Origin of the sequence: Micromonospora sp. NPDC047074 (assembly GCF_040643815.1) — a bacterium.
In the GTDB taxonomy this organism is placed as follows: domain Bacteria; phylum Actinomycetota; class Actinomycetes; order Mycobacteriales; family Micromonosporaceae; genus Micromonospora.
Genome location: NZ_JBEYVB010000001.1, coordinates 97,725 through 119,501 on the forward strand (window position 1 = coordinate 97,725; position 21,777 = coordinate 119,501).

Consider the following 21,777-nt stretch of genomic DNA (forward strand, 5'->3'; position numbering starts at 1 on the left):
TACTTCCTTTGCTCGGATTGCAGGGGTCAGGAGGAGAGCGCGGCGTACTGGCGGCGGCGTTCCGCCTGCCGTGCCGGGTCAGGGATGGGCGACGCCATGAGCAGCCGATTCGTGTACGGGTGGCGCGGCCGCGACGTGACGGTGTCACCGTCGCCGGTCTCCACGATCCGGCCCTTGAACATGACCGCGACCCGGTGGCAGATGTAGCGGACCACCGACAGATCGTGGGAGATGAACAGGTACGCGACGCCGGTCTGCTCCTGGATGTCGATGAGCAGGTCGAGGATGCGCGCCTGGGTGGAGAGGTCGAGGGCGCTGACCGGTTCGTCACAGACGATGAGTCGGGGCCTCAGCGCGAGGGCGCGGGCGATGGCGATCCGCTGCCGTTGCCCGCCGGAGAACTCACGGGGGTACCGTCGCCCGGCGTCGGCCTCCAGGCCGATCTGGCCCAACAGCTGACCGATCCGCGCGGAGGCTTCGGCACCGGGCACCCCCTGCGCCCTGAGCGGCTCGGCGAGGATGCTCTCGACGGACATCGCCGGATTGAGCGACGAGTACGGGTCCTGGAAGACTACCTGGATGTCCTGGCTCAGGGCCCGCCGGGCGCGCCGGTTCGCCCGGGTGATGTCGGTGCCGTCGAACGTGACCGTGCCGGCGCTGATCGGGGCGAGCCCCAGCAACGCGCGGCCCAGGGTCGTCTTTCCCGAGCCGGACTCGCCGACCAGGCCGACGGTTTCTCCCGCCCGGATCTGCATCGAGACGTCGTGCAGCGCGTGGAAGGACGGACTGCGCCACCGGGACCCGCGATAGACGACGTTGACGTCGCGGACGTCGAGCAGCGGGGCGCCGGAATCGTCGCGGGTGCTCATGACTGCGCCTCCTGAAGGTCGTCGCGCGACCGGCGGGGAGGGGCGTCCTCCAGGGTCGCGTCCAAGAGCATGCGGGTGTACTCGTGCTGGGGGTTGGCGAAGAGTTCGGCGACCGGCTGCTGCTCGACGACGAGGCCGTCCCGCATCACCGCGACCCGGTCACAGAGGTCGGCGACCACACCCAGGTTGTGGGTGACCAGGATGAGGCCCATGTTGCGCTCCCGTTGCAGGTCGCGGAGGAGTTCGAGGACCTCCGCCTGGACCGTGACGTCGAGGGCGGTGGTCGGCTCGTCCGCGATGAGCAGCTCGGGATCGCAGGAGACGGCGCCCGCGATGAGCACCCGCTGTGCCATTCCTCCGCTGAGCTGATGGGGGTAGGCGGCGAGCGTGCGGGCGGGGTCGGGAATGCCGACGCGTTCGAGCAGGTGCAGGGCCCGCTCGGTCGCGGCCTTCCTGGACAGGTTGAGCTTGCGCCGCATCGGCTTCGTGAGCTGGGCGCCGATGGTGAAGGACGGGTCCAGGTTCGACATCGGCTCCTGCGGTACGTAGGCCATCTGCGGCCCGCGCAGCTTCTGCAACTCGCCCTCGCGCAGCCCGATCAGGGACCGACCGTCGAGGGAGAGATGCCGGGCGGAAACGGAGGCGTCGGGTGGCAGGAGTCCGAGAATCGCGAAGGACGTCTGGGACTTTCCGGAGCCGGACTCCCCGACCAGACCGAGCACCTCTCCTCGCGCGACGTGCAAGGACACGCCCCGTACCACGTCCTTGGCGGCCCCGTCCTCGGCCACGTACCGCACCGACAGGTCCTCGACGCGGAGCAGGGTGTCCGCGGGGAGGGCGGTCGCGGGCGTACGGTCGGCATCGCCCTGGACGACCGTCGGGTCGTCCCGGCGGGCGGACCGCGCGGCCCGCTTGGCCTTCGGCTTGCGGCTGACCCCCAGCGAATCCGCCAGGGCCGTGCCGAAGAGCACGAGTGCCATGACCGTGCAGCCGATGGCGACGCCGGGTGCGATGACCAGCTCGGGCGCCCGGTGGAAGTTCTGGAAGGCGTTGCTGAGCTCGCCACCCCAGCTGGGGCGCTGCGGGTCGCCGAAACCGAGGAACTCCAGGCCGGACTGGACGATGATCGCCATGCCGAAGATGAACGAGGACCGTACGAGGACCGGCCCCAGCACCACGGAGAGGACGTGGCGGAAGATGATGCGCAGGTCGGACAGCCCCGCGACGCGGGCGGCGTCGAGGTAGAGCTCCTCGCGCACCGCGATCACGGCGCTCCGGGTCAGCCGGAAGATGTCCGGCGACGCCAGCACGCCAAGGGTGATCATCGTCGGGGCGAGGCCGCTGCCGAGGGAGGCGATCACCACGATGATGATGAGGATCTCCGGCAGGGACATCAGCATGTTGAAGATCCAGCTCGACACCCCGTCGAACCGCTTCGCGTGGTAGCCGGCGAGCAGACCTGCGGGAATGCCGCACAGGAGAGCGACGGCGACCATGATCGTGCCCGCCTGGAGGCTCACCCGGCCGCCCCAGAGGAGACGGCTGAGGATGTCCCGCCCGTTTCCGTCCGTGCCGAGCGGGTGGTCGCCGCTCGGCGGTCGGAGCGCCTCCGAGAGCACCACCAGGTTCGGGTCCTGTGGGGCGAGCAGCGGCGCGAGGATGCTCGCCGCGACGATGGCCAGCAGGACACCGCCCGCCACCACGCCCATCGGGTTACGCAGGAAGGAGCGGAATCTCCTGGCTGTCAGGCCCGCGCGGGCCGTCACGTCGGCGCTCATGCGTTCCGTACCTTCGGGTTCAGTGCGGCGTAGAAGATGTCGACCGCGAGATTGACGAGCACGACGACGAGCACGGTGAAGAGCAGGACGCCCATGATCACGGGGATGTCACTGTTGCCCGAGGCGTTGATGGCGACGGCGCCGATGCCCTGGAGGCCGAACACCCGCTCGATGATGGCGGCGCCGCTCATCGCCGCGATGAACTGCAGGGAGAGCATCGTCAGCGCCGGCGGAGCCGCGTTGCGCAGGACGTGGGTGAGCAGGATCTCGCGCTGCGAGAGACCCCGGCTGCGCAGCGTACGGACGTAGTCCTGGCTGTTGACGGTGATCACGGAGTTCCGTAGCTGCTGGGCGATGGCGGCGATCGAACCGATCGACAGCGCGACGATCGGCAGGGTGATGGACAGGAGCCAACCGCCGGGTGAGTCGTTCAGGTGGACGTAGCCCGTGGCCGGGAACCAGCCCAGTCGCACGGCGAAGACCAGGGCCAGGATGATCGCGACCCAGAAGTTCGGCAGGCTGAAGCCGAGCACCATGAACACCTGGAGTACGCGGTCGAACGTTCCGGGCCGGGTCGCCGCGAGCAGCCCGAGCACGACGCCGAGGACCGCGGCCACCAGGACGGCACCCAACGCGAGGGAGACGGTGACCGGCAGCCGCGACACGATGAGGTCGCTCACCTCGGCGTTCTGCGCGGACGAGACCCCCAGGTCACCGCGTACGACCCCGCCCAGCCAGCTCAGGTACTGCTCGACGAGCGACCGGTCGAGGCCGAGTTGCTCCCGCTTTACCGCGACCTGTTCCTCCGTGGCGTAGAGACCGAGCGCGCCCCGGGCCGGGTCGGAGCCGGTGAGCATGAGGAAGAAGAACATCCCCGTCACGACGGAGAACGCCAGCAGCAGGCCCGTGGCCAACCGCCGACCGATGAAGCCCAGCATGCCTGCTACCTCCCAGATGACCTGTAGTGATCCACCGGATGGGCCGGCCGGTTGTCCGGCCCATCCGGGGTTGATCGGCGGTTACTTCGCCGGGGCGAAGAAGCGGAGACTCGGCATGAGCTGCGCCTGCTGCATGGTCACGTCGATGTCCGACTTGAACAGGTAGACGTTCTCCTGCGTGACGATCGGCGCGAACCAGGCCTGCTCGACGAGGTGGGTGTTCAGCTCCTTGAAGAGGGCGGCCTGCTTGTCACCCTGCGCGGCCGGGATCTCCTTGAGCAGCCGGGTGACGGTCTCGTCGGTGTACTTGAAGTTGTTCCACAGCGACGTCGGGGTGAGCTTGTTCAGCACGTCCGTCCAGGCCGGGATGTTCGTGGAGAACGAGAGCATGAACGCCGGCTGACCCTTCAGGGTCTCCAGGCCGCCGTTGGCGAAGCCGTTGACCGGCACCTGCTCGACCGTGATGCCCACGTCGCCCAGGTACTGGCTGACGATCGGCACCAGCGGAGACATGAAACCCTCGCTGTACGAAATCTTGATCTTGAAGCCGCTGCCGTAGCCCGCCGCGGCCAGCAACTCGCGCGCCTTCGCCGGGTCGTACGGGTATCGCGCGTTCAGCTCCGGGACCCACGCCTCGCTGGACGGGTTGAAAGTCTGCGTGGAGACCTGGCCGAAGCCGCCGTAGTGGGTCTCGAGGATGGCCTTGCGGTCGAGCGCGTGGTTGATCGCCTGCCGCACCCGCACGTCGCCGAGTGCCGCCGACGCCTTGCCGGCGCGGTCCTGGAGGATGATGCCCTGCCACTCGCCGGGCACCGTCTTGACGGTGAGCCCGTCGGTCTTGGCCTTCGGCACCATGTCGGAGGTGCCGTACATGAACTGGATCTGGCCGGTGGCGAGCGCGTTGTACCGGGCGGTGAACTCCTCGTACGGGCGGATCACGACGGTCTCGAAGGGGAACGCCTCGCGGTTCCAGTAGCCGTCGCGCGCCTTGAACGTGTACTTGACGCCCTTCTCCGAAGCGCCCGCGTCGTACGTGTAGGGCCCGGAGCCCACCGGGTTCGAGGCGATGTTGCCCGCGCCGAGCGCCGTGGGGCTCACCATGTACCCCGTGTACGTCGCCAGGGCGGCCAACAGGCCGGGGCTGGGTTCGCTGAGGTGCAGGCGCGCCGTGGCCTTGTCCACGACCTCGACGCGTTCGATCGCACGGGCCCCCTCGGAGGCGCTGCCCGCCCCCTTCTTGCGCGCCTCGAGGTTGACCTTCACCACGTCGGCGTCGAAGGCGGCGCCATCACTGAAGGTGACGCCGTCGCGCAGCTTCAGGGTGAGCTCGGTGAGGTCGGCGTTGTACTCGTAGGAGGTGGCCAGGTTGCCCTCGATCTTCGACTCGGGCGTCTTGCGGAGCAGCGGGTCGTAGACGGCCTCCGCGTAGTGGATGACCGCGCCTTCCTTCATCTCGGCGGGGTCCCAGGTCAGCAGGTCGCCGTTGTTGCCCAGGACGAGCTGGGACGAGCCTGCTTCACTCGCCTGCCCGCCACCGCTACAACCGGCGAGGGCGAGAGCGACTACGGCAAACGCTGCCGTCAGCGTGCGTGTTAGTTGCACCGTGTTCCCTTCTATTGTTGCAAGCCAGCGCCGGTCGGCGTCGCTCTGAGTGACGGGGATCGGATCAGCGGATCAGGCGATCCCGAGTTGTTGACTCATGACCATGGCGGTCGCGCCGCGCAGGACGATGTCGTCGCCGAGCTCCGAGAGCCGCAGGACGATGTCGCCGTGGACCTCTGTCAGGGCGCGCTGCCGGATGGTTTCCATCGCCGCGGCGGCCAGTGGTCCTTCCAGCACCCGGTGCGGCCCGCTGAGGACGATTTCCGAGACGTTGAGGGCGGCCACGATCGGGGCCAGCACGGAACCGAGTGCCTCGCCCGCAGCGGCAAGGACCCGGGTGTGCTCCGCATCGGTACGAGCTTCCGAGAGGTCTTCCTGGATGCGCCGGGTCGACAGCCAGGTCTCGAGGCAGCCGAGCTTTCCGCAGACACAGGCCCGCTCGCTGCCGGTGTCCACGACCACGTGGCCGATCTCGCCGGCCGCGAACCTGCTGCCCAGGACGGGCGTACCGCCGAGCAGCAGACCCGCCCCCACGCCGACACCGACCCGGACGAGGAGGGTGTCCGCCGCGCTCTCGCCGTAGCTGCGCTCGGCGAGCGCGGTGGCGTTGGCATCGTTCGACACGACCACGGGGCAGCCGAACTGCTCGGTCAGCACCGACCGGAGGTTGAGGTCCTTCCATCCCAGGTTGGGTGCGCTGAGGACGACGCCACCGAGGTCCACGATCCCCGGGGTGCCGATGCCGATGCCGAGCAGCGGCGCTGTCGCCTGTTCGCGCAACGCCCCGACGAGGCCGACGACCTTCGTCAACGCGTCGGCTCCGGTGCTGCCCTCGATCTCGACCTGCTGACGAGCCACCACCGATCCGCCGAGGTCGAGCACGGCCCCCCGGTAGAGCGTCGAGTGGCTCAGGTCCACGGCGACCGCCTGGTAGGCGTGCTCGTTGAACTCGAGCATCATGGCCGGCTTCCCGGGCCGCGTCCCCGCCCGCGTACCCACCTCGACCACGAGGTCGTCCGCGAGCAGGTCGCTCACGACGTCCGAGACCGAGACCCTTGTCAGCCCCGTGCGTCGCGCCAGATCCGCCCGGCTGTGCGGCCCTTCCCGGTAGAGCATGCGCAGCAGCAACTCGCGGTTGTGCACGCGGGCCTGCTCCGGGAGCACCTTCTCGCCGGAGCGGACCCGGGCCGGAACCCGGTCTCGCCGCAGGGTCCCCACCGCGCGGTCCTGCGGCTCCGGCGGCGTGGTACCCGTGTCATCAATGCAGGTCACCCGGTTAGTACAGGCGGCTAACAAACTGCGGACAAGAACGCGGCTCGCGTTGTTCCCAAGTTGTTACATTCCCATGGCGCGGCTTTCCCAGGCAGCCCCGAACAGCCAAAGTGCCTGGTAGAGCCGCTGATCACGACGCCGGGCGACCCCCCAGACAGGCCGACAGGACGGCACTGCCACGATCGGGGACACCTCGGGCGTCAGCCCTCCGGTAGGGTCCGACCGGAGTCCGGCTTGCCTTCCCCGGGATCGACCGCCGGGCCATGTCGCCCCAGCCCGTCAAGATCAAAAGGGCCTCAGGGTCACAGCCGGAAGCGCAGTGGCGTCTCCGCGCCGTCCGGCCTGACTTTCCTGTACGCGCGTCGTGGACAGGATGGCGAGGTCCACGCCTTCCCGGAGCTGCCGGTTCTTCCGACGGCACGGAAGCCGAGAGCCGCAACCGGCCGCCTTCCGGTAACCTGAGCGCGCGGGCCGCTAGCTCAATGGCAGAGCTGTGGACTTTTAATCCATAGGTTCAGGGTTCGAGTCCCTGGCGGCCCACTCCTCCGCAGGTCACAGGCCCTTCGTGGGGTCGTTTGGGCCGTGATCTCGGCCCGTACAGCAGCGAAGTACAGCAGTAGGCCGTTCACCGGTCGAGTGCGCTGCCGAGCCGCTTGAGCGCGTCGCGGGTGGCCGCCGACGACACCACCGTGTAGATCTCCATCGTGATGGCGAACTGCGCGTGCCGGAGGATCTGCATCGCCACCCGGGGGTGGACGTCCAGGTCCGCCAGGAGCGAGGCGCAGGTCCGCCGGGCGTCCCGAACGGTGATCCGCCGGACTCCGGCAGTGCCGCAGCGCCGGTCCCAGAAACGGTTGAAGTTCCGTGGCTCGACCGGCCGGCCGTAGCGGGTGGTGAAGATCAGGTCGGAGGGGTGCCAGGCCGGGCCGGCGGCGTCCCGGGCGGTGGTCTGGGCGGCGCGGCGACGGTCGAGCGCCACGGTGCAGATGTCCGGCAGCGGCAGGGTGGCGTCCGAGGCGGCCGTCTTCGTCTCCCGGTGCAGCAGTTCGGCACCGACCCGTTGGAGCTGCCGATCGATGGTCAGCTCCCCCGTGTCGAGGTCAACGTCAGCCCAGGTGAGCCCCAGCATCTCGCCCTTGCGCAGGCCGAGCACCAGGACCAGGACGTACGCGGCGTAGAGCGGGTCGTCGTCGGCGCGGGCCGACTCCAGGAAGCGGCGGGCCTCGTCGCTCGTCCACGCCTTCCGCTTGCGCTTCCGTACCGGCGGCAGCTTCACCAGGGACGCGACGTTACGGGTGATCAGCCCTTCGGTGATCGCGCGGGACAGCAGCGTCCGGAGCACGGTCCGCAGGTGGGTGACGCTCGTTGCGGACGGCAGATCCCGGCAGCAGCGGCCGAGGGCACAGCAGCGACGCTGGGCGGGTTTGCGCCGTTCGTCCTTGCCCTGGGCACAGCACTGGCAGGTCCGCCCGACCTCGTTGATCCACGTCTGGACGTCGCTGACCCGGAGCTTGTCGAGGCGCTTCCGGCCGAGCCCTGGCACGAGGTAGAGCCGGACCACCACCTCGTAGGTGACGTAGCTGCCGGGGGCGAGGTTCGGCTTGACGATCTCGCGCAGCCAGTAGCCGGCGTACTCGCCGACGGTCGGGGAGCGCGTCGCTACCGGGCCGGCTTTGGCCTGCCCGTGCAGCTTGATCCACTTGTCGTGGACCTCCTCGCGGCTCTTGCCGTAGACCCACTTCCGGCCCCGCTTGCCGTCGGGCTTCTCCACCCAGACGTACGCGGCGAAGCCGTTGCGGTACGGGAAGATCGAGCCTTCGCCGTTGGCCCGACTACGTCCGGGCATCAGGCCGCCTCCTGCCGCTCGACCTGGTCACGGATGTAGTCGTCGACCCATTCCGGGAGGATCCGGCGGTACTTGCCGTCCTTGATGGAGCGCAGCTCGCCGGTGGCGATCTTTATCTTGACCTTGGAGATGCCGAAGCCGAGCAGGACGGCAACCTCGGCGGGTGAGTACCAGCGCGGGGCGAGGTTCTGGCTCATGCGGCGGCCCCGACGAGCCAGGCTTCGTGGGCGAGTTCTTCCCTCCCGATGCGTCTGGCCTGCCGGCGCTGGGCGGCGGCGGTGTTGGCCAGGAGCGCATCGCCTTCGGTGAGCCACCCGGAGCCGGCGTAGGTAAGAAGGCCAACCGTCACGGTGTCGGTGGGGCCGTCGTCCTCGGTGCGGCGGTAGGTCGCGCGGGTGTCCCGCAGCAGGCCGAAGGTGACGGAGTAGCGGCGGGCCTTGGTGAGGAAGTGACCGCCGAAGCCGAGCATGTGCGCCCAGCGGCGCAGCCCAGCGTAGGCGTTCGGTCTGGTGTCAAGGCTGCCTTGACGGTCGCCGGCCGTTGCGGCGCCGCTGGCGGTGTCGGTGCCACTGGGCCGTCCGAGGTGCCAGCAGGCGTCGATGAGGCGGGCGACGTGGTCGCCTTCCGGATCGGCGTAGTCGTCGACGGTGGCGGGGGTGAGGCGGGTGGACTGGTGGCCGGTGGCTTCGGTCGCCTTAGTGGCGTACTTGGCGAGGTAGGCGGCCACTTTGCCGTCGGTCAGTTCGCCGCTGGCGCTGTTGATGCGTCGAACAGCACCTCACCAGTGCGGGGCCGATACTTCCCGAACCGATCGGTGAACTGCTTGCCGTTGTCAGTGATGATCTCCTCCGGGACCCCGAACCGGGCCGGTGCCTCCGCCAGGGCCAGACACACCGCCCGGCCGGTGGCCCGCTCGACGACCTTCGCGATCACGCAATACCGGGAATGGTCGTCAACGGCAGTGACGAGCTTCGCCTCCCGCAGCACACCGGTGGCCGGGTTGACCAGCTGCACTCCACCGACGATGTCCACCTGCCACAACTGCATCGGCGCGGGCCGTTCCCACCGCTTATACGAGTCCCTCGGCCGCTTCCGGGGCCGGACCCGCAGCAGACCCTGCCGCTGCAGAATCCGATCTATCGTCCGCTCCGACGGCACCGCCAGATCCTCAACCACCCACGGGCCGGACTTGCGCAGCATCTCCAACCGGATCCGCCGCGATCCCCACCGAGGATGCTCTCGACGCATCTCCGCCACAGCGACCACGACTGCCTCCGCCACCTGCCCCGGCGAAGAGTGCGGCCGATGCGACCGGTCGACAAACCCGGCCAACTGCTCAGTCAGATACCGGCCCACCCACCGATGCACCGTCGACCGATGCACCCCCAGGCCCGCGGCTACCTCCGTCACATCCGACCCGGCCAGCACCGCACGAACCGCATCCAACCGCTGCTCGACAACCGACAAGACAACCAGCGCCAATCCCGGCCTCCCCGAGTCCCGACGCCCCGCGGAGACGTCGGGCCCAGAGTGCCGAAACCGACCACCGTCGCAGATCACCTGGCGGACGCGTGTCGCACATCAGCCGACGGAGGACACCGACTGCCGGGCCGGTGTGGGAGAACTTTCTGTACGTCTATCAAGGCGGCCCGGCAAGCGGGCCGCACGCGCCGCCGCCAGGGCGCGCGGCCCGGCCCCTCTGCGTTGCGACAGGCCGGACCACGCCAACGCCCGGCGGCTGGCGCGGAAGCGGGATCCCGAGCGGGCCGCAGCAGAACGACAGATGGTTGACGGGTGAGGGATGGTCCGGCAGCCGGCCGGGCCGCGCGGCCACGAGCCCGCGCGGCGTAGGGGAGGGCACGCCGGCCGCGTTGGCGAGCCGGCAGCGCTCGCGGGGTAGCGGCTACTGCGCCTCCGGCCGGGGCGGTCCAGTTCCAGGAAGGCCGGGGCATCGTCGGCGGGTCGCGGTGCGTGGTGGTTACGGTAGCCTTCCCCTCTGCCAGCGACCCGGGCAAGCCGAGTAGACCGCCGCCCGACCCGCCAGCGCCCGAACCAGCGTCAAGGTCCGCTTGACATGGCGGGCCGGGCGGTGACCCGCTTTCCAGGAGGGCGGGTCGACGGCAGACGGGATGAGGATTCGCAACCGGCTGGAGATGAGCCTGAGACAGATCCGTCAAGCACCGGGACGGCAAGAGGGGCCGGGCAGGAGCTGCCGGTAGTCTTCATCGGCGAGGGTGGAGAACCGTCACGTGAGCACGGGGAACTTTAACGGTCCGCTGCTCGCCCAACTACGGTCGTTCCGAATAGGCTCGCTACGTGGAAAGTGAGAGGGAAGTGTCGGAGGCGCCGGTTGAGAGAAAGTTGCCGGAGGCGGTGCCTAGTCGCATCCGATCGACGTCACCGCTTCACGAACCACGATCATTGACGGCTGCGGAGCGATCCCGATTTCGGGAGTCAGCCCGTAGAGCGAGAGAGGCCAAGGCCGCCGCCCTCAGAGGCGAAGGCCTAGCACCGCTCCACCCGATCAACATACCCGCGCTTGATACGAATGACCTAATGCCGGCGATTTCGTCTACCGGCCTACGATCCCTATCACTGTTCAGTGGCGGCGGAGGTCTAGACCTCGGCTTCGAACGTGCCGGGTTCGACCACGTCGCGTCTTACGAGATCATGGAAGATGCGGCGGCCACGATCGTCAAGGCCCGGCCAGATTGGCAGGTATTTGGCGGCGAGGACGGCGACGTTCGGAACGTTGACTGGAAGAAATGGCGCAGGAAAGTCGACGTTCTGCACGGGGGTCCTCCGTGTCAGCCATTTTCCCACGCTGGACGTCAGCGCGGTGCGCTTGATCCGCGTGACATGTGGCCCCAGTTCGTCCGCGCGACCCTCGAAATCATGCCGGCCGCGTTCGTCGGCGAGAACGTGTCAGCTCTGGCTGACTCCAAGTTCTCAGAATATGTAACTGCAAATATTCTCGCCCCACTGAGTGAGCGGTACACGATAGCTCCGGTTACGGTGCTGCACGCTGGAGACTTTGGAGTACCACAGGTTCGCCGGCGAGTCTTCTTTGTCGGATTCCGTTCGAAGGTTACGGCGCGTAGGTACAGGTCTCCCGAGCCGACTCATTGCCGGCCGAACTCGCCCTCAGGCGACGGGCGTCGAAGAGGGCTCGGAGTGAGGGCTGCGCTTGGTTTACCCGACATCGGTTTCGACGATCTCAGCCCCACGATCCGGAGCACGCTCAACGGACCCCGCAACACGACGTCCATTCTCAACAGCGTCTCCGCGAAAAAGAAGTTTGAGCAGCTAGCGATCTGGCCCAACGGTGTCGCCATGACCAGAGAGATGGCCCATCGATTCGTCGCGCAGAACGGACACTTTCGTCTGTCGGTACCCGACGTCGCGTTGATCCAAGGATTTCCGGACGGTTGGCCTTTCGTGGGTGCGACCTACATGATGTTGGGTCAGATTGGGAACGCGGTGCCGCCGCCTCTCGGCTACCAAGTGGCTAGAGCCGTCGCTGCAGCCTTGGCCAAGGCTGCCTAGCTCGACTTCCCATGGTCACGAGACTGCCTGGCCCGCAGCCGGTTAGCGAAGCCGTACGCAAGCGTTTCCAACGCCAGCGGACAAGGGACACGCGGCCGGAAATACTACTGCGAAGGCTCCTACATCGTCGTGGTCTACGCTACCGTGTAGATTCTCCGCTTCCTGGCCAGCGTCGACGCGCCGATTTGCTCTTCTCGAAGGCAAAGGTGGCGGTGTTCGTAGATGGCTGCTTCTGGCACCGCTGCCCGGAGCATGGCACTTTTCCGAAAAACAATGGCCCCTGGTGGCATCAGAAACTGGAGAGGAACGTTGCCAGGGACCGGGAAGTTGACTCGGTACTGGTCAGCCAGGGGTGGCTCGTCATAAGGATCTGGGAACACGAGGATCCGCCGTTGGCAGCCGAGAAGGTATATCAGGCCGTGCGTTCGCGATGGAAGCCTGCTGTCAGCAGCAAAGAAAGTTAGATTAGCCCCATCCGTTCTCCTCTGCCCACGCCTCCTCGACCGCGGCATAGAAGTTCGCCGACCAGCGGGGGCCCACGATTTCCACGCAGTTCTCTTTGACGTAGCGGGCTGTGATTTTCCGGTTATTCACGGTCCCGCCCCTGGCGAGTAGGTAGTGGACTCGCTCCCGCACAGCAAATTCCGCTACCTCCCGACTGTACAGACAATCCGCCGCGCGCCTGCCTCGGCGAATATCGGCATTCTCTAGGTAGAGATTGGGCCGCCCCGATATCTGGTCCGCATCCCATTGAGCCTTTAGTAGCACCCTCAATTCCTCGTAAGTATAGACATCCTTGTCTCCCAGGATGTGGGTGACGGCCTCACTGTCGATCGTGGCGGGGACATAGTGAAGCAACTCCAGATCCGGAATCAGATATGCCTGCTCCCTATCATTCCAGGCTCGCATCATGCCGGGCGATCCGTACCAGAGTCGCTGTGGCTGATTGTCCCGCGGCTCGAACCAGCCGAAGACGAAGTGCATATCCGCCCACCGCTGTAGCTGCCGCAAGCCAGTGTCTCTTCCGGTGCCGAAATCCTTATTGTGGGGAGCTGACTTGCATTCGAACAGTAGGCGGTGCAAGCGTCCACCGCTGTCGAGATCGAGGTGGGCGTCGTATCCGTGCCGCGCCCGGTCCGGCGGCTGCTCAAGGTTGAGCGCGGCAACCATGGCTCTCTCGCGGCCATCATCCTGATTGAAGGGCACCTGTACATCCTGCCCTACATGAGTCCACAGTGCCCCGACGGGTGGGCCGGGGCGAGAGCCTTCCGGGCGGCCGGTGGCGGGATCTGGCGACTTACCGCTGGCTGACGGGGAGCAGCCACTCAGGGCTGTCTAGCCAGGGTGCCAGCTACTGCTGAGGCTGGCCTCAGCGGTACCCAGGCGATGGAACGCGCGCTGTCAGCTAACGATCGGCCTTGCAGCGCGGCCCGATGCGAACGGACACGCCCTGGAGCGGATGGCGGAACTCGGCCTGACGAAACTCCACCCGAGCGGCGTAGAAGACGTCGCTCGGGTGGAGCCCTCGCCCTGTTATGGGTGCTCTGCCCCCGGCTGCTCATCATGATCAATTATGACGATACGGGGTTGAGGTGACCGCTCCTCAGGGCGAAGCTTGTCGAGGACCTGCAGTGCAGCTCTGTGAACCTGAGAGACGTACTCGGTCGTTCTCTCGCGGTATGCTGGCGGGATGTCAAATGTGACAGATTTGAGGTCGAGCAACTCTGTGACCATCCGTGCCAGCGCTAGGTTCGCCTTGATCGCGCGTTCTTCTGCCTTTGCTAGGATTTCTGGTGCCGCTAGCTGCGCACGGGCGTCTTGCTCCTGAATCCTCAGCGCTATCCGCGCCTTGATTAGCTCCTCGTCTTCAATGGCTTTCGCGGCCGCCTTGAGGTGTCGACTCCGCGACTTGGACCGATGGGTCAGCGCTTGGCGCAGCTCCGGATCACTTAGCAGAGACTCGGCCTTCTCAACCTTCTCGCGGATTCGGGCACTCAGGCCATCGTCTGTCTCGTCATTCAATAGCAGGCTGAGTCGGTTCGGACGAGACGCGTATCGAGAGTGCTTGGCGTGAGAGATGTCCGGGATCCGCATGCCCGAGGGCCACTTCTCGGAAGTCCGGTGGCAGTCCTTGAGTAGGCTCAATGAAAGGCCAGTTGCAGCAGAGAACTCTTTCAATTTCTCTTGTACCGCTGACCTCTCGGCCCTTGTTTTGCCGGGTGGAATTGCCTCAATCGCCAAGTCGCCGATGGCCCAACGGTCGAGGCGGTTCGACTCATGCATTCGTTTCGCCTCGACCACAAGGGCCTCCCACGAGCGGGAGGTCATGCGCATTTAGCCCTTCGACGATCCCGACGAGATGGCCTTCGTGCTTCTTGTCGCCCCACCAGTGAGGGCAGCCAGATCCGGACTCGCCACCTGCATCAGGCGACCGACTGCTGTTGTGACGCTGATCCCGAGTTCCCGCTTCATGCGTTCATTGATGCCTTCGAACGTCATGCCGACCATGGTGCAGTCGTCACGCACACCCCCGCTGACTCGGACGAGCTGGTCCCCGCGAGGCCGGATGTAGTACTCGACAATCAGGTCCTGGTCGTCCGTCGCGGCCTTGACGACGACCTGCACGCCCTCCCGGACTGCTTTAGCCTCGATGAGCAGAAGGCTTTTTTGAACGAGGAGCGCTTGCACCGCCCCGGACCGGCTCGTCTTCCCCATCGTGCCCCAGAGAAGGGTGCCAACCTCGTTGACCGCTGCGTTTCGCTCTTCGAGGTCTGGGTGATCCTTGGGATTCTTCTTGAGGAGTAGCCGCTCCTCGTCGTTTAGCTGGTGCTTTTCCCTGAACCCTGGAAGGACCTTGTCGAGCAACTCCGGTTTCGTCAACCCAACCTGAAAGAGTCTGCTCTTCTTGTCGAGCACGTCGTCGTTCGAGGCTCTCACGGGGGTCCGGAGGAAGACATCCCTCAGGGAACTCGCCAAGGTGTCTTGGTGGAGAGTCCTGGTTTCCTCGTCGTAGTAGCCCTGCACTGCAAGGGCGTTGAGGGCCAGCTCATTGTCGCGCCAACTCATGTCAATCCTATCCCTCGTGCGGGTCGACTCCCCAGTGGAGTGTTGCCGGTCAGAGGCCGTTGACGGTACGTGACGATGCTGGGTCGCTGCAACCCTGCTTGGGCCTCCTTCAGGGTCGTCGGGTCGGATGGACTTCCCATCGGAGCGTTGAAGTTCGGTGACCAGGCAATGTGCTGGCGCGGAACCAGCAGTTCGTCGATGTGGGCTGGCGGTCGATACCAGTACCTGGAAGGCGTCAAGTGCTCCTCCGCTGACGTCCGCGAGGTCCAGCGGCGGGCTCGTCCTCCGCTGATCTCGACGGTGCCGTCGGGGAGCTTGCGCCATTGGATCTGGCCGACTATGACGAGGTAAGTTTCGGTGTCGTACGCGTGAGCAACCTCGTTGAAGGTCAGCTCGACCTTGTCTGCCAGTCCTGACGAGCCCTTGACCTCGATGTGCAGCTCCTCGACCCCGCGGGTCGCCCGAACGTCGTAGCTCTCGCGGGCGCCGACATTTTCCACGGCGTATTTTTCGACATCGTGGTAGTGGTTGAGGACGATCTGCACGGCATGACTTCAATCACGGCAGCGTCCACTTTGCGAGGCCTGACGTCGACATTGCCGGAACAGTCTCTTTAGGATCAAGGCGCCGCGCAAGCGCGGCGCGCTCGCTCGCGTTCGGCCTGCTGGCGGCCTCCGGCCGGCATCGGCCGACGCGGCGGGCAGGCATCCTCATCATGGGTGTACAACTACGCCGTGGATGCTGCGGTGCTCAGGCAGGCGCTAGACGACGTTTTCGACCAAGCGCTGGTGTACCACGGGTTTACCGACTACATGCGTGACTACGAGGTCATCGTGTATGCCACTGCGGACCCTGACACCGGGATCCAGCCTGCCTACCTCCGTTACCTGTTCCGGTACTGCGTCGAGGCAAGCTGCCAAACGACTGTAGCGCCGCCGACCTGGCGCGAGTCCCTGGACGATCGCCTCATCGACCATGAGACCGGCGTCGACCTGGACGGCTATGTATGGGGCGTGAAGTGGCACTCCCTCTACCCAGGCGCGCAGGTGGTGGACGAATCGCCTTCGGCGCACAGTTGGGCCGAAGCGGTCGGCATCGAGTTCCATGAGGTGCGGATCGAGACCAACGCTCACGCCCTCACCGTGATCTTCTCCGACTTGCAGGTCAGCGAACTGCCGCACGGATACAGCCCGTTCGTGGCCGGAGAGGACGTCTAGCCAACGGCGGCCCCGGCGATTGAAGCCTACGGCCGTTGCCGAGCGGCACCCATGCGTGTGGATCCCGAGACTTTGTCCGGAGCCCGTGCCCGCGGGCGCAGCCGGAACGCGCGATGCCGTGACGATCGCGTGGGTAGTCGGCTGTCGCTGCACCTGGGGCGATCGACTGCCGCGCCGCTTCGCGGCTTGCCATCGGATACCGGGGTCCAGGCGCGCGGAGAGCTGGCGACACGGCAAGCCGCCCCCGGCCCGAAGGCCAGGGGCGGTGAGCCGCGCCGCCAGACAGCCGCGCACCCCATCGCGCAGCCGTGCCACCCATGTGCCCGTAGCCGGTGTCCCAAACGGTCAGCAGCGGTCATGATCGGGCACCACGGCACCGTCAGTGACCAGGTACAACGGACAGACCGGGACAGCCGGAAACGATCTTTTAAACTGCGGTTGCCGGAAGACGACTGCATGCGTGTCGACTCGTCAGCGGCCCGGGAGAGAATCGTCCAGTGACGACCGTCGAGCCGCCGCAGGTAGTTGCCGAGCAGGCCGTCTTGCAGCTCCTGCACTTGGCCTTCCTGGAGATCCGGTTCTACACGGCTCCGGTGGACGACGAGTCGCTGGAGACCTTGCTGAAGCGGCGTGAGCAGATCAATGAACTTGCCGACCTCTGCCATGGGCTACCCGGCTGTGTCGCCCCGGAGCGACGGCACCTGCTGGGCAAAAACTGAGGTACCTGTGGCGTACCTCCTCTGTCCGGAGGCAACGATGGATGCGTTCTCACTGGGATCATCTTGGCTACGACCACCGCTGGCTCACGGACTCGGATGCACCTCGTCGGGCGGACGCAGCAGCCCAAGACGCCGGACCGGGGGCCGTGCAGAGTACGTGCAATGATCTTGGACGACCGCGTAGGTGACTGAGCCATTCGGCCAGGTCAAGGACATGCTCACCAACCCGCCGCAGTCGCCTTCCTAAACCGTGTGTCGTAGGCGAGCAACCAACAGAGCAGCCAAGCCGACGACCAACGGCGGACCGCAGGCGGGGGGGGGGGACACGGACTAGGACCACGCTGGCGAGCAGGCCGCGAGACTCGTAACGCGTAGGTCGCCAGTTGCACGCCGCGAGGTCCGCTTGGCGGCAGCCCACCCTTCAGAGTCCTCGAAGTAAGGTGCGTCTGTGCGCCAGTTCCCCCCTGGATACCCGGATGACCTTCGGTCTGAGCGGAAGCGCCTCCGAGACTGGTCGAGCTATGAAGGCGACTTTGAGGGTGCCGCCGCCCGAGTAGTAGCCCGGCTCACGGGTGAGTACGTGGTGCTTCAAGATGACGGCAGTGCCGACGGTATGCCGGATCTCCGGATCGAGTATCGGGACGGTCGAACCGCGTACGGTGAGATCACTCAGGACCTAGACGAGGCCTACGCCGCTCTCGGCAGCGAAGTGCTCAAGCGTCAGTTCCAAATGGCCGCCCCAACCCTGGGAAGGGTCTGGTGGGTCACTCTGGCGGCAACAGCCCGAGTCGGCAGGTTGGAACGATCATTACCACCGATCCTCGAAAAGCTCGATGCAAGCGGCGACACCTTCGAGATCGCCGTGTTCGACCAACGCCTCGAACAACACCGCAACGTCGATGTTCGCCTGCTCGCCGCGGCGGGCGTGGTACGGCTGGCGTCGCGGAGCATCCGGGCAGCGGAGACGCCGGTGATCCACATTGCCGCCCATGGGATAGGTGGTCCGGCGGAGTTGGACTGGGCCTTTTTTGGCGACTATCTTGCCTCGTTCGTGCGCGATGAGCGACGGCTCGATGTCCGGCGCAAGCTGGCGACTACGGGATCCGACGAACGACACGCCTTCATAGGCTTCTCGTTCAGCACGCCATGGCCCGCCTGGCATGCACTGGACGAGGGCTACAGCGAGCTGCCGACGGAGCCTCCGCACCTACCGAGAGAGATCACGCACCTGTGGGTGTGGGCCTACCCGCTCGGGCGATGCATCGCGTGGTTCCCCGACCTTGGATGGTTCGCCCCACGTAGCCGCTGGGCTACGCAGTAATCGGGGCCGATTTCCCCAGCGGTGCTGACCGCGAGGCGGCCCGCCACCAGGTGGAAGCGACCGATAGTTCACGTCCGCATCCTCAAGCGGGGCCGACCTGGGGCGCTGACGGAACGGCTGTCGACAGCAACGCTGACAGCAACCGCGCCGGACGGCAGCACGCTGAGGCGCGCTGGCACGGACTAACCTCCGAGCGTGCAGCCCTTCCCGGACGAGGGCGGACGCGACGCACAGAGCTTGTAAGCGAGACGTCGCGCCCTTCAGAGGGCGACCGGGGCTTACCTGGGAAGCGGGTTGGCGATGTAGACGCCCTTGCCTTGCCGGCCGTCGATCAGGCCCTCGGCCTTGAGCAGGAGCATGGCGGCGCGGATGACGGTATTGCTGACCTCGTAGTGCTCACAAAGGGCGGCGAACGAGGGCAGCTTGTCGCCCGGCTTCAACTGGCCGGAGCTGACCTGCTCTCGGATCTCCCGGGCGACCTGTAGGTAGGCAGCTTCAGACATAGGTGGTGCTCCCAGCTTGGCGGCTGGTGCAAGCAGACCACACCTCTGGCTCGACTTACAACGCTATGTGTCGTAGCTGTTGACCCTGCGCACATTGCGTCTTAAGTTGCTCGTGGGGCTACCCAGCTTGGCGGCCGGGTCGTCCTGCCGTGGGTGCCCTGTCTCCGGACACGGCTGACCGGGTGCCCACGGGATCCCAAGCGTCGGCGGGAGGTGTGATGACCAGACCGAACGATGCAACTGGTTCGACCGCAGGTGGCGTGCGGGATACCGGCTACCACCAGAGGCAGGACAACAGCCGGCGGCGCGTGTCCTACGACGAGTACGTCCTGGCTGCGGCGCTGACCCTCGCCCGCCGGCACCGACCCGTCTGGTCATGGCAGCACTGGCGGCGCATCTGCCGCTGTGGCGGCGACCTGCCCTGCCGAAGCCGTCATCCCATCCCGATCAACCGCGGCCACTGGCCGAGCCAGGATGCGCCGCGATGACGACGCACCTCCCGATCACACCAGCTTGGACATGCGACGGATGCGGTGCCGACTGGCCCTGCCAGACCCGAAGGCGCGAGCTACGAGCGGAGTACGACCGCGCCCCGGTGTCGCTAGCCCTCTACCTGGCCGCCCAGCTCGTCGACGCCGCACAGGACCTGGCCCACGTTCACGCCGGCCACCTGCACCACCGATTCCTCGGCTGGACCCGATGAGCATCCTGCGACCCGGCGACGAGAAGTTCCACTACAGCGACGGCTCCCACAAGTGGATCCCACCCGACCCCGACTACGACCAAGAGGCCTGGAACGAGCAGGTCCGCCAGCACAAGGAAGGCCACCTGAGAAACGAGCAGCCCAAGGTCCGCATCCAGCGCCTCATCTGACGCCAGCAGTACAGCAGCGAAGTACAGCAACCGTGCCAGCCGAACCGGACCGAGATACCCGTCTACAGGCCGGATGACCTCGAACAACACCCGGATCCAACCGGTTCGCCGGCAATCCATAGGTTCAGGGTTCGAGTCCCTGGCGGCCCACCACATACCGCCCCTGAGCTGCCGAAACGTCGGACGCCGATCATCGGACACAACCAGGGCACAACTCAGCTCCAATCCTGGTCTGCGCGAGGTGCTCCAGTTGACGCGTGACGGATTGAGGTCAAATGATGGCGACATGTCCGGCTAGACGATCTTGTAGCCGTCGGCTAGGGCATCGATACGGCGCGTGGCCAGCCTCCAAGGTGCGGGAACTGGCGTAGGTAGCGTTCGCATCTCATGACAAACGCACCCTGGCCGCGTGGCAGGCGAGTCGCCGTGACGACGTGGCGGGGGTCTGTGTGGCCGGGGCGCAGCATTTGAATCTGCTCGTCGATGAACTCTCCACCCGCGAGGTCGGCGACGGCCAGAGCCATGGCCGTCGCTACCACAACGCTCACACACGTGCGGTAGGGACTGAAGACGGCTCCGACATCGCCGCCGGCCCCTGGAGCATGGTCCATGAGCATCAGCCAGACGCCGTCCTTGCTGTCCGAGATGTCGATTTCATAGTGGATCGAGCCAGGCGAACCGTTGGACTTGGGGTCGATGGGGCTGCCGATGGCGGTGGACACCAATTCCGCGCTACCAAGCCGCCGACTCGCAGCGATGCGACGCCCCTGCTCGTAACGTCGGTCAACGACCACGTGCAACTCGGGTGTCTCGTCCATGCCGAGAAGTTCCGCCAGGGTGCTCCGTGCGGCAGCCATCACGGCGGCGAACGGGACGGGTCTCGGCAAGAACGCCTCAAGGTCAATCGACACGGGGAAACCGTAGCGCCCGGCCGCGTCGACTCCGTCAATGCCGTCACGCATCAAGTGAAGCCACCGTTTAACGCATCATCCAGAGTCGGACAGGTGGCCGGAGCGTAGTGTGCTCGGACATTCTTTACTTGTCCAGTGGGCACATGGTCTGCCGCTAGACCGTGAATGCCTGAAGCGTGTCGTGCTGGCCCGCCAGCTGCCATCGGAGGGCGCAGGATGCCGATGAGCACGGCGCCCCACGCCTGTACTGGAACACTGAGGTCGACGCGACGATCGCGAGCTATACGACAAGATCGCCGTTCATAGGGGCTATATCGTGTACAACTACTCATGGTCTGCGACTACCACCGTGACGTGAACCGGATGATCTCATCGGCCACGCCGACCCCGCTACTCGACAATAGAGTGTTCGCGAGTCTTTCCCGGAATTGAGAACCACTGACCACAGCGACCAGATGGACGCCCTTGATCTTCCGGGGCGGTTCAGGGGAAACCCTGTGGTCGGGGCTGCCGGGAAGGAGAAGGATCGACCAGCATGACGAAGCAACTGGCATCAGGCGTACGCCGCTGCATCCGGCAGACGTACGGCACCGCCATGTGGCGCAAGCTCGGTGTGGCGGTGGTCGCGGTGCCGTCCGCCATGCGGGCCATCGCGTCCCGCCGGTTCGTGTCCGGCGTACTCGCGCTGCCGTTCGCGGCGGCGGCCACCGCCGTCACGGCCGTGCTCGCCGGACTGATGTTGGTCAACGTCGGCTACCCGCTGCGGCCCCTCCTCGGCCTGGTTGCTCACGACGGCAGCGTCTGGGCCAGCACGTACTACGACGCCTGGGGCGGCCCCACGCTGGCAGGCGCCTGGGCGGTGCACGGCATCGGCGTGCTGTTGTTCGTCTTCCCGCTGCTGGGCTGGGCGGTGCGCGGACTGCTGCGGGTGCAGGCCGCCCTCACCGGCACGGGGCCGGCACAGACCGGGGCAAAGAACGCGGTTTCGGTGCCCGCCCGGGTCCCGGCGGCCGGCTTCGCCACGTGCCGGGACGACGCGACCCGCCGGGACGACGCGACCCGCCAGAACGATACGACCTGCCAGGACCATGCGAGGGGCCGAGGCGATACGGCGCCGGGTCGGCGTGACCGCAGCGGCGCTTTTGTCGGCGTACGGCTTGGCGCTGCGCGCCCACGCGGCGGGGATCGGTGACAACGTGCTCTGGTTGCCGCGCGACTTCCGCAGTGGGCTGGCACTGGTCGTCGTACTCGCACCCGTCGTTGTCGCCGCCCTGACGGTCCGAGCCTGGTGGTGCCAACCGCCCGGCACCGTCCGG

Annotated in this window: 23 protein-coding genes, 1 tRNA gene and 1 pseudogene; 10 read left to right on the forward strand and 15 right to left on the reverse strand. The window is 66.5% G+C overall.

What is annotated here, in order from left to right:
* Nucleotides 1-26 precede the first annotated feature (26 nt).
* The 5 genes from ABZ809_RS00480 to ABZ809_RS00500 form a co-directional block, all read right to left on the reverse strand.
* Nucleotides 27-869, reverse strand: a complete 843-nt coding sequence (locus ABZ809_RS00480; RefSeq protein WP_357560179.1) for an ATP-binding cassette domain-containing protein — start codon at nucleotides 867-869, stop codon at nucleotides 27-29.
* Nucleotides 866-2,647 carry a dipeptide/oligopeptide/nickel ABC transporter permease/ATP-binding protein gene (locus ABZ809_RS00485; RefSeq protein ID WP_357560180.1) on the reverse strand — a complete coding sequence of 594 codons (1,782 nt, stop codon included), beginning with the start codon at nucleotides 2,645-2,647 and terminating at the stop codon, nucleotides 866-868. Before ABZ809_RS00485 ends, ABZ809_RS00480 begins: the two co-directional genes overlap by 4 nt.
* Nucleotides 2,644-3,585 (reverse strand): ABC transporter permease, encoded by a 942-nt coding sequence (locus ABZ809_RS00490; RefSeq protein ID WP_357560181.1) that lies wholly within the window; start codon nucleotides 3,583-3,585, stop codon nucleotides 2,644-2,646. The genes ABZ809_RS00485 and ABZ809_RS00490 overlap by 4 nt, the downstream gene beginning before the upstream one ends.
* Before the next feature lie 81 nt (nucleotides 3,586-3,666).
* Nucleotides 3,667-5,187 carry an ABC transporter substrate-binding protein gene (locus ABZ809_RS00495; protein ID WP_357560182.1) on the reverse strand — a complete coding sequence of 507 codons (1,521 nt, stop codon included), beginning with the start codon at nucleotides 5,185-5,187 and terminating at the stop codon, nucleotides 3,667-3,669.
* A gap of 72 nt (nucleotides 5,188-5,259) precedes the next feature.
* A complete protein-coding gene (locus ABZ809_RS00500) occupies nucleotides 5,260-6,459 on the reverse strand; it encodes an ROK family transcriptional regulator (RefSeq protein WP_357560183.1) in 1,200 nt (399 codons plus the stop codon).
* Between the two features lie 468 nt (nucleotides 6,460-6,927).
* On the opposite strand from ABZ809_RS00500, the gene ABZ809_RS00505 reads away from it, so the two are divergent.
* Nucleotides 6,928-6,999 (forward strand) — tRNA-Lys (locus tag ABZ809_RS00505).
* Between the two features lie 85 nt (nucleotides 7,000-7,084).
* Here ABZ809_RS00505 and ABZ809_RS00510 read toward each other — a convergent pair.
* The 4 genes and pseudogenes from ABZ809_RS00510 to ABZ809_RS00525 form a co-directional block, all read right to left on the reverse strand.
* A complete protein-coding gene (locus tag ABZ809_RS00510) occupies nucleotides 7,085-8,305 on the reverse strand; it encodes a tyrosine-type recombinase/integrase (protein WP_357560184.1) in 1,221 nt (406 codons plus the stop codon).
* Nucleotides 8,305-8,502: a helix-turn-helix domain-containing protein gene (locus tag ABZ809_RS00515; protein ID WP_357560185.1), complete on the reverse strand. Its 198-nt coding sequence runs from the start codon at nucleotides 8,500-8,502 to the stop codon at nucleotides 8,305-8,307. The genes ABZ809_RS00510 and ABZ809_RS00515 overlap by 1 nt, the downstream gene beginning before the upstream one ends.
* Nucleotides 8,499-9,077: pseudogene (locus ABZ809_RS00520) on the reverse strand (replication initiator); the annotation flags it as partial. The pseudogene ABZ809_RS00520 and the gene ABZ809_RS00515, both read right to left, overlap by 4 nt.
* Complete coding sequence (locus tag ABZ809_RS00525) at nucleotides 9,044-9,865, reverse strand: DDE-type integrase/transposase/recombinase (RefSeq protein ID WP_357560186.1); 822 nt, start codon at nucleotides 9,863-9,865, stop codon at nucleotides 9,044-9,046. The pseudogene ABZ809_RS00520 and the gene ABZ809_RS00525, both read right to left, overlap by 34 nt.
* 996 nt (nucleotides 9,866-10,861) lie before the next feature.
* On the opposite strand from ABZ809_RS00525, the gene dcm reads away from it, so the two are divergent.
* Both dcm and vsr read left to right on the forward strand, forming a co-directional pair.
* Nucleotides 10,862-11,851, forward strand: a complete 990-nt coding sequence (gene dcm, locus ABZ809_RS00530) for a DNA (cytosine-5-)-methyltransferase (RefSeq protein ID WP_357560793.1) — start codon at nucleotides 10,862-10,864, stop codon at nucleotides 11,849-11,851.
* A gap of 11 nt (nucleotides 11,852-11,862) precedes the next feature.
* Nucleotides 11,863-12,315, forward strand: a complete 453-nt coding sequence (gene vsr, locus ABZ809_RS00535) for a DNA mismatch endonuclease Vsr (RefSeq protein ID WP_357560187.1) — start codon at nucleotides 11,863-11,865, stop codon at nucleotides 12,313-12,315.
* A gap of 1 nt (nucleotide 12,316) precedes the next feature.
* Here vsr and ABZ809_RS00540 read toward each other — a convergent pair whose 3' ends face one another.
* The 4 genes from ABZ809_RS00540 to ABZ809_RS00555 form a co-directional block, all read right to left on the reverse strand.
* The gene (locus tag ABZ809_RS00540; protein WP_357560188.1) at nucleotides 12,317-13,057 is read right to left on the reverse strand and encodes a hypothetical protein; all 741 of its coding nucleotides are present in this window, start codon (nucleotides 13,055-13,057) and stop codon (nucleotides 12,317-12,319) included.
* 327 nt (nucleotides 13,058-13,384) lie between these two features.
* The gene (locus tag ABZ809_RS00545) at nucleotides 13,385-14,179 is read right to left on the reverse strand and encodes a hypothetical protein (RefSeq protein ID WP_357560189.1); all 795 of its coding nucleotides are present in this window, start codon (nucleotides 14,177-14,179) and stop codon (nucleotides 13,385-13,387) included.
* 6 nt (nucleotides 14,180-14,185) lie between these two features.
* Entirely contained in the window at nucleotides 14,186-14,917 is a 732-nt protein-coding gene (locus ABZ809_RS00550) for a hypothetical protein (RefSeq protein WP_357560190.1), read from the reverse strand.
* Nucleotides 14,914-15,462: a DUF3883 domain-containing protein gene (locus ABZ809_RS00555; protein ID WP_357560191.1), complete on the reverse strand. Its 549-nt coding sequence runs from the start codon at nucleotides 15,460-15,462 to the stop codon at nucleotides 14,914-14,916. The genes ABZ809_RS00550 and ABZ809_RS00555 overlap by 4 nt, the downstream gene beginning before the upstream one ends.
* Before the next feature lie 174 nt (nucleotides 15,463-15,636).
* Here ABZ809_RS00555 and ABZ809_RS00560 point away from each other — a divergent pair, with 174 nt between their 5' ends.
* The 3 genes from ABZ809_RS00560 (at nucleotide 15,637) to ABZ809_RS00570 (ending at nucleotide 18,174) form a co-directional block, all read left to right on the forward strand.
* Nucleotides 15,637-16,134: a hypothetical protein gene (locus ABZ809_RS00560; RefSeq protein ID WP_357560192.1), complete on the forward strand. Its 498-nt coding sequence runs from the start codon at nucleotides 15,637-15,639 to the stop codon at nucleotides 16,132-16,134.
* Nucleotides 16,135-16,631: 497 nt separating this feature from the next.
* Complete coding sequence (locus ABZ809_RS00565) at nucleotides 16,632-16,853, forward strand: hypothetical protein (RefSeq protein WP_357560193.1); 222 nt, start codon at nucleotides 16,632-16,634, stop codon at nucleotides 16,851-16,853.
* Nucleotides 16,854-17,433: 580 nt separating this feature from the next.
* Complete coding sequence (locus ABZ809_RS00570; RefSeq protein WP_357560194.1) at nucleotides 17,434-18,174, forward strand: hypothetical protein; 741 nt, start codon at nucleotides 17,434-17,436, stop codon at nucleotides 18,172-18,174.
* A gap of 278 nt (nucleotides 18,175-18,452) precedes the next feature.
* On the opposite strand, the gene ABZ809_RS00575 is transcribed toward ABZ809_RS00570, so the two are convergent.
* The gene (locus ABZ809_RS00575; RefSeq protein WP_357560195.1) at nucleotides 18,453-18,677 is read right to left on the reverse strand and encodes a winged helix-turn-helix domain-containing protein; all 225 of its coding nucleotides are present in this window, start codon (nucleotides 18,675-18,677) and stop codon (nucleotides 18,453-18,455) included.
* A gap of 218 nt (nucleotides 18,678-18,895) precedes the next feature.
* On the opposite strand from ABZ809_RS00575, the gene ABZ809_RS00580 reads away from it, so the two are divergent.
* From ABZ809_RS00580 to ABZ809_RS00590, 3 genes are read left to right on the forward strand one after another with little or no spacing between them, the layout of a single operon-like run.
* Complete coding sequence (locus ABZ809_RS00580; RefSeq protein ID WP_357560196.1) at nucleotides 18,896-19,165, forward strand: hypothetical protein; 270 nt, start codon at nucleotides 18,896-18,898, stop codon at nucleotides 19,163-19,165.
* A complete protein-coding gene (locus ABZ809_RS00585; protein ID WP_357560197.1) occupies nucleotides 19,162-19,380 on the forward strand; it encodes a flavin reductase in 219 nt (72 codons plus the stop codon). The genes ABZ809_RS00580 and ABZ809_RS00585 overlap by 4 nt, the downstream gene beginning before the upstream one ends.
* On the forward strand, nucleotides 19,377-19,550 hold the full coding sequence (locus tag ABZ809_RS00590) for a hypothetical protein (RefSeq protein WP_357560198.1): 174 nt from the start codon (nucleotides 19,377-19,379) through the stop codon (nucleotides 19,548-19,550). The genes ABZ809_RS00585 and ABZ809_RS00590 overlap by 4 nt, the downstream gene beginning before the upstream one ends.
* 317 nt (nucleotides 19,551-19,867) lie before the next feature.
* Here the strand turns inward: ABZ809_RS00590 and ABZ809_RS00595 are convergent, their stop codons facing one another.
* The gene (locus ABZ809_RS00595) at nucleotides 19,868-20,512 is read right to left on the reverse strand and encodes a hypothetical protein (protein WP_357560199.1); all 645 of its coding nucleotides are present in this window, start codon (nucleotides 20,510-20,512) and stop codon (nucleotides 19,868-19,870) included.
* 484 nt (nucleotides 20,513-20,996) lie between these two features.
* Here ABZ809_RS00595 and ABZ809_RS00600 point away from each other — a divergent pair, with 484 nt between their 5' ends.
* Complete coding sequence (locus ABZ809_RS00600) at nucleotides 20,997-21,653, forward strand: hypothetical protein (protein ID WP_357560200.1); 657 nt, start codon at nucleotides 20,997-20,999, stop codon at nucleotides 21,651-21,653.
* The last annotated feature ends 124 nt before the right edge of the window (nucleotides 21,654-21,777 follow it).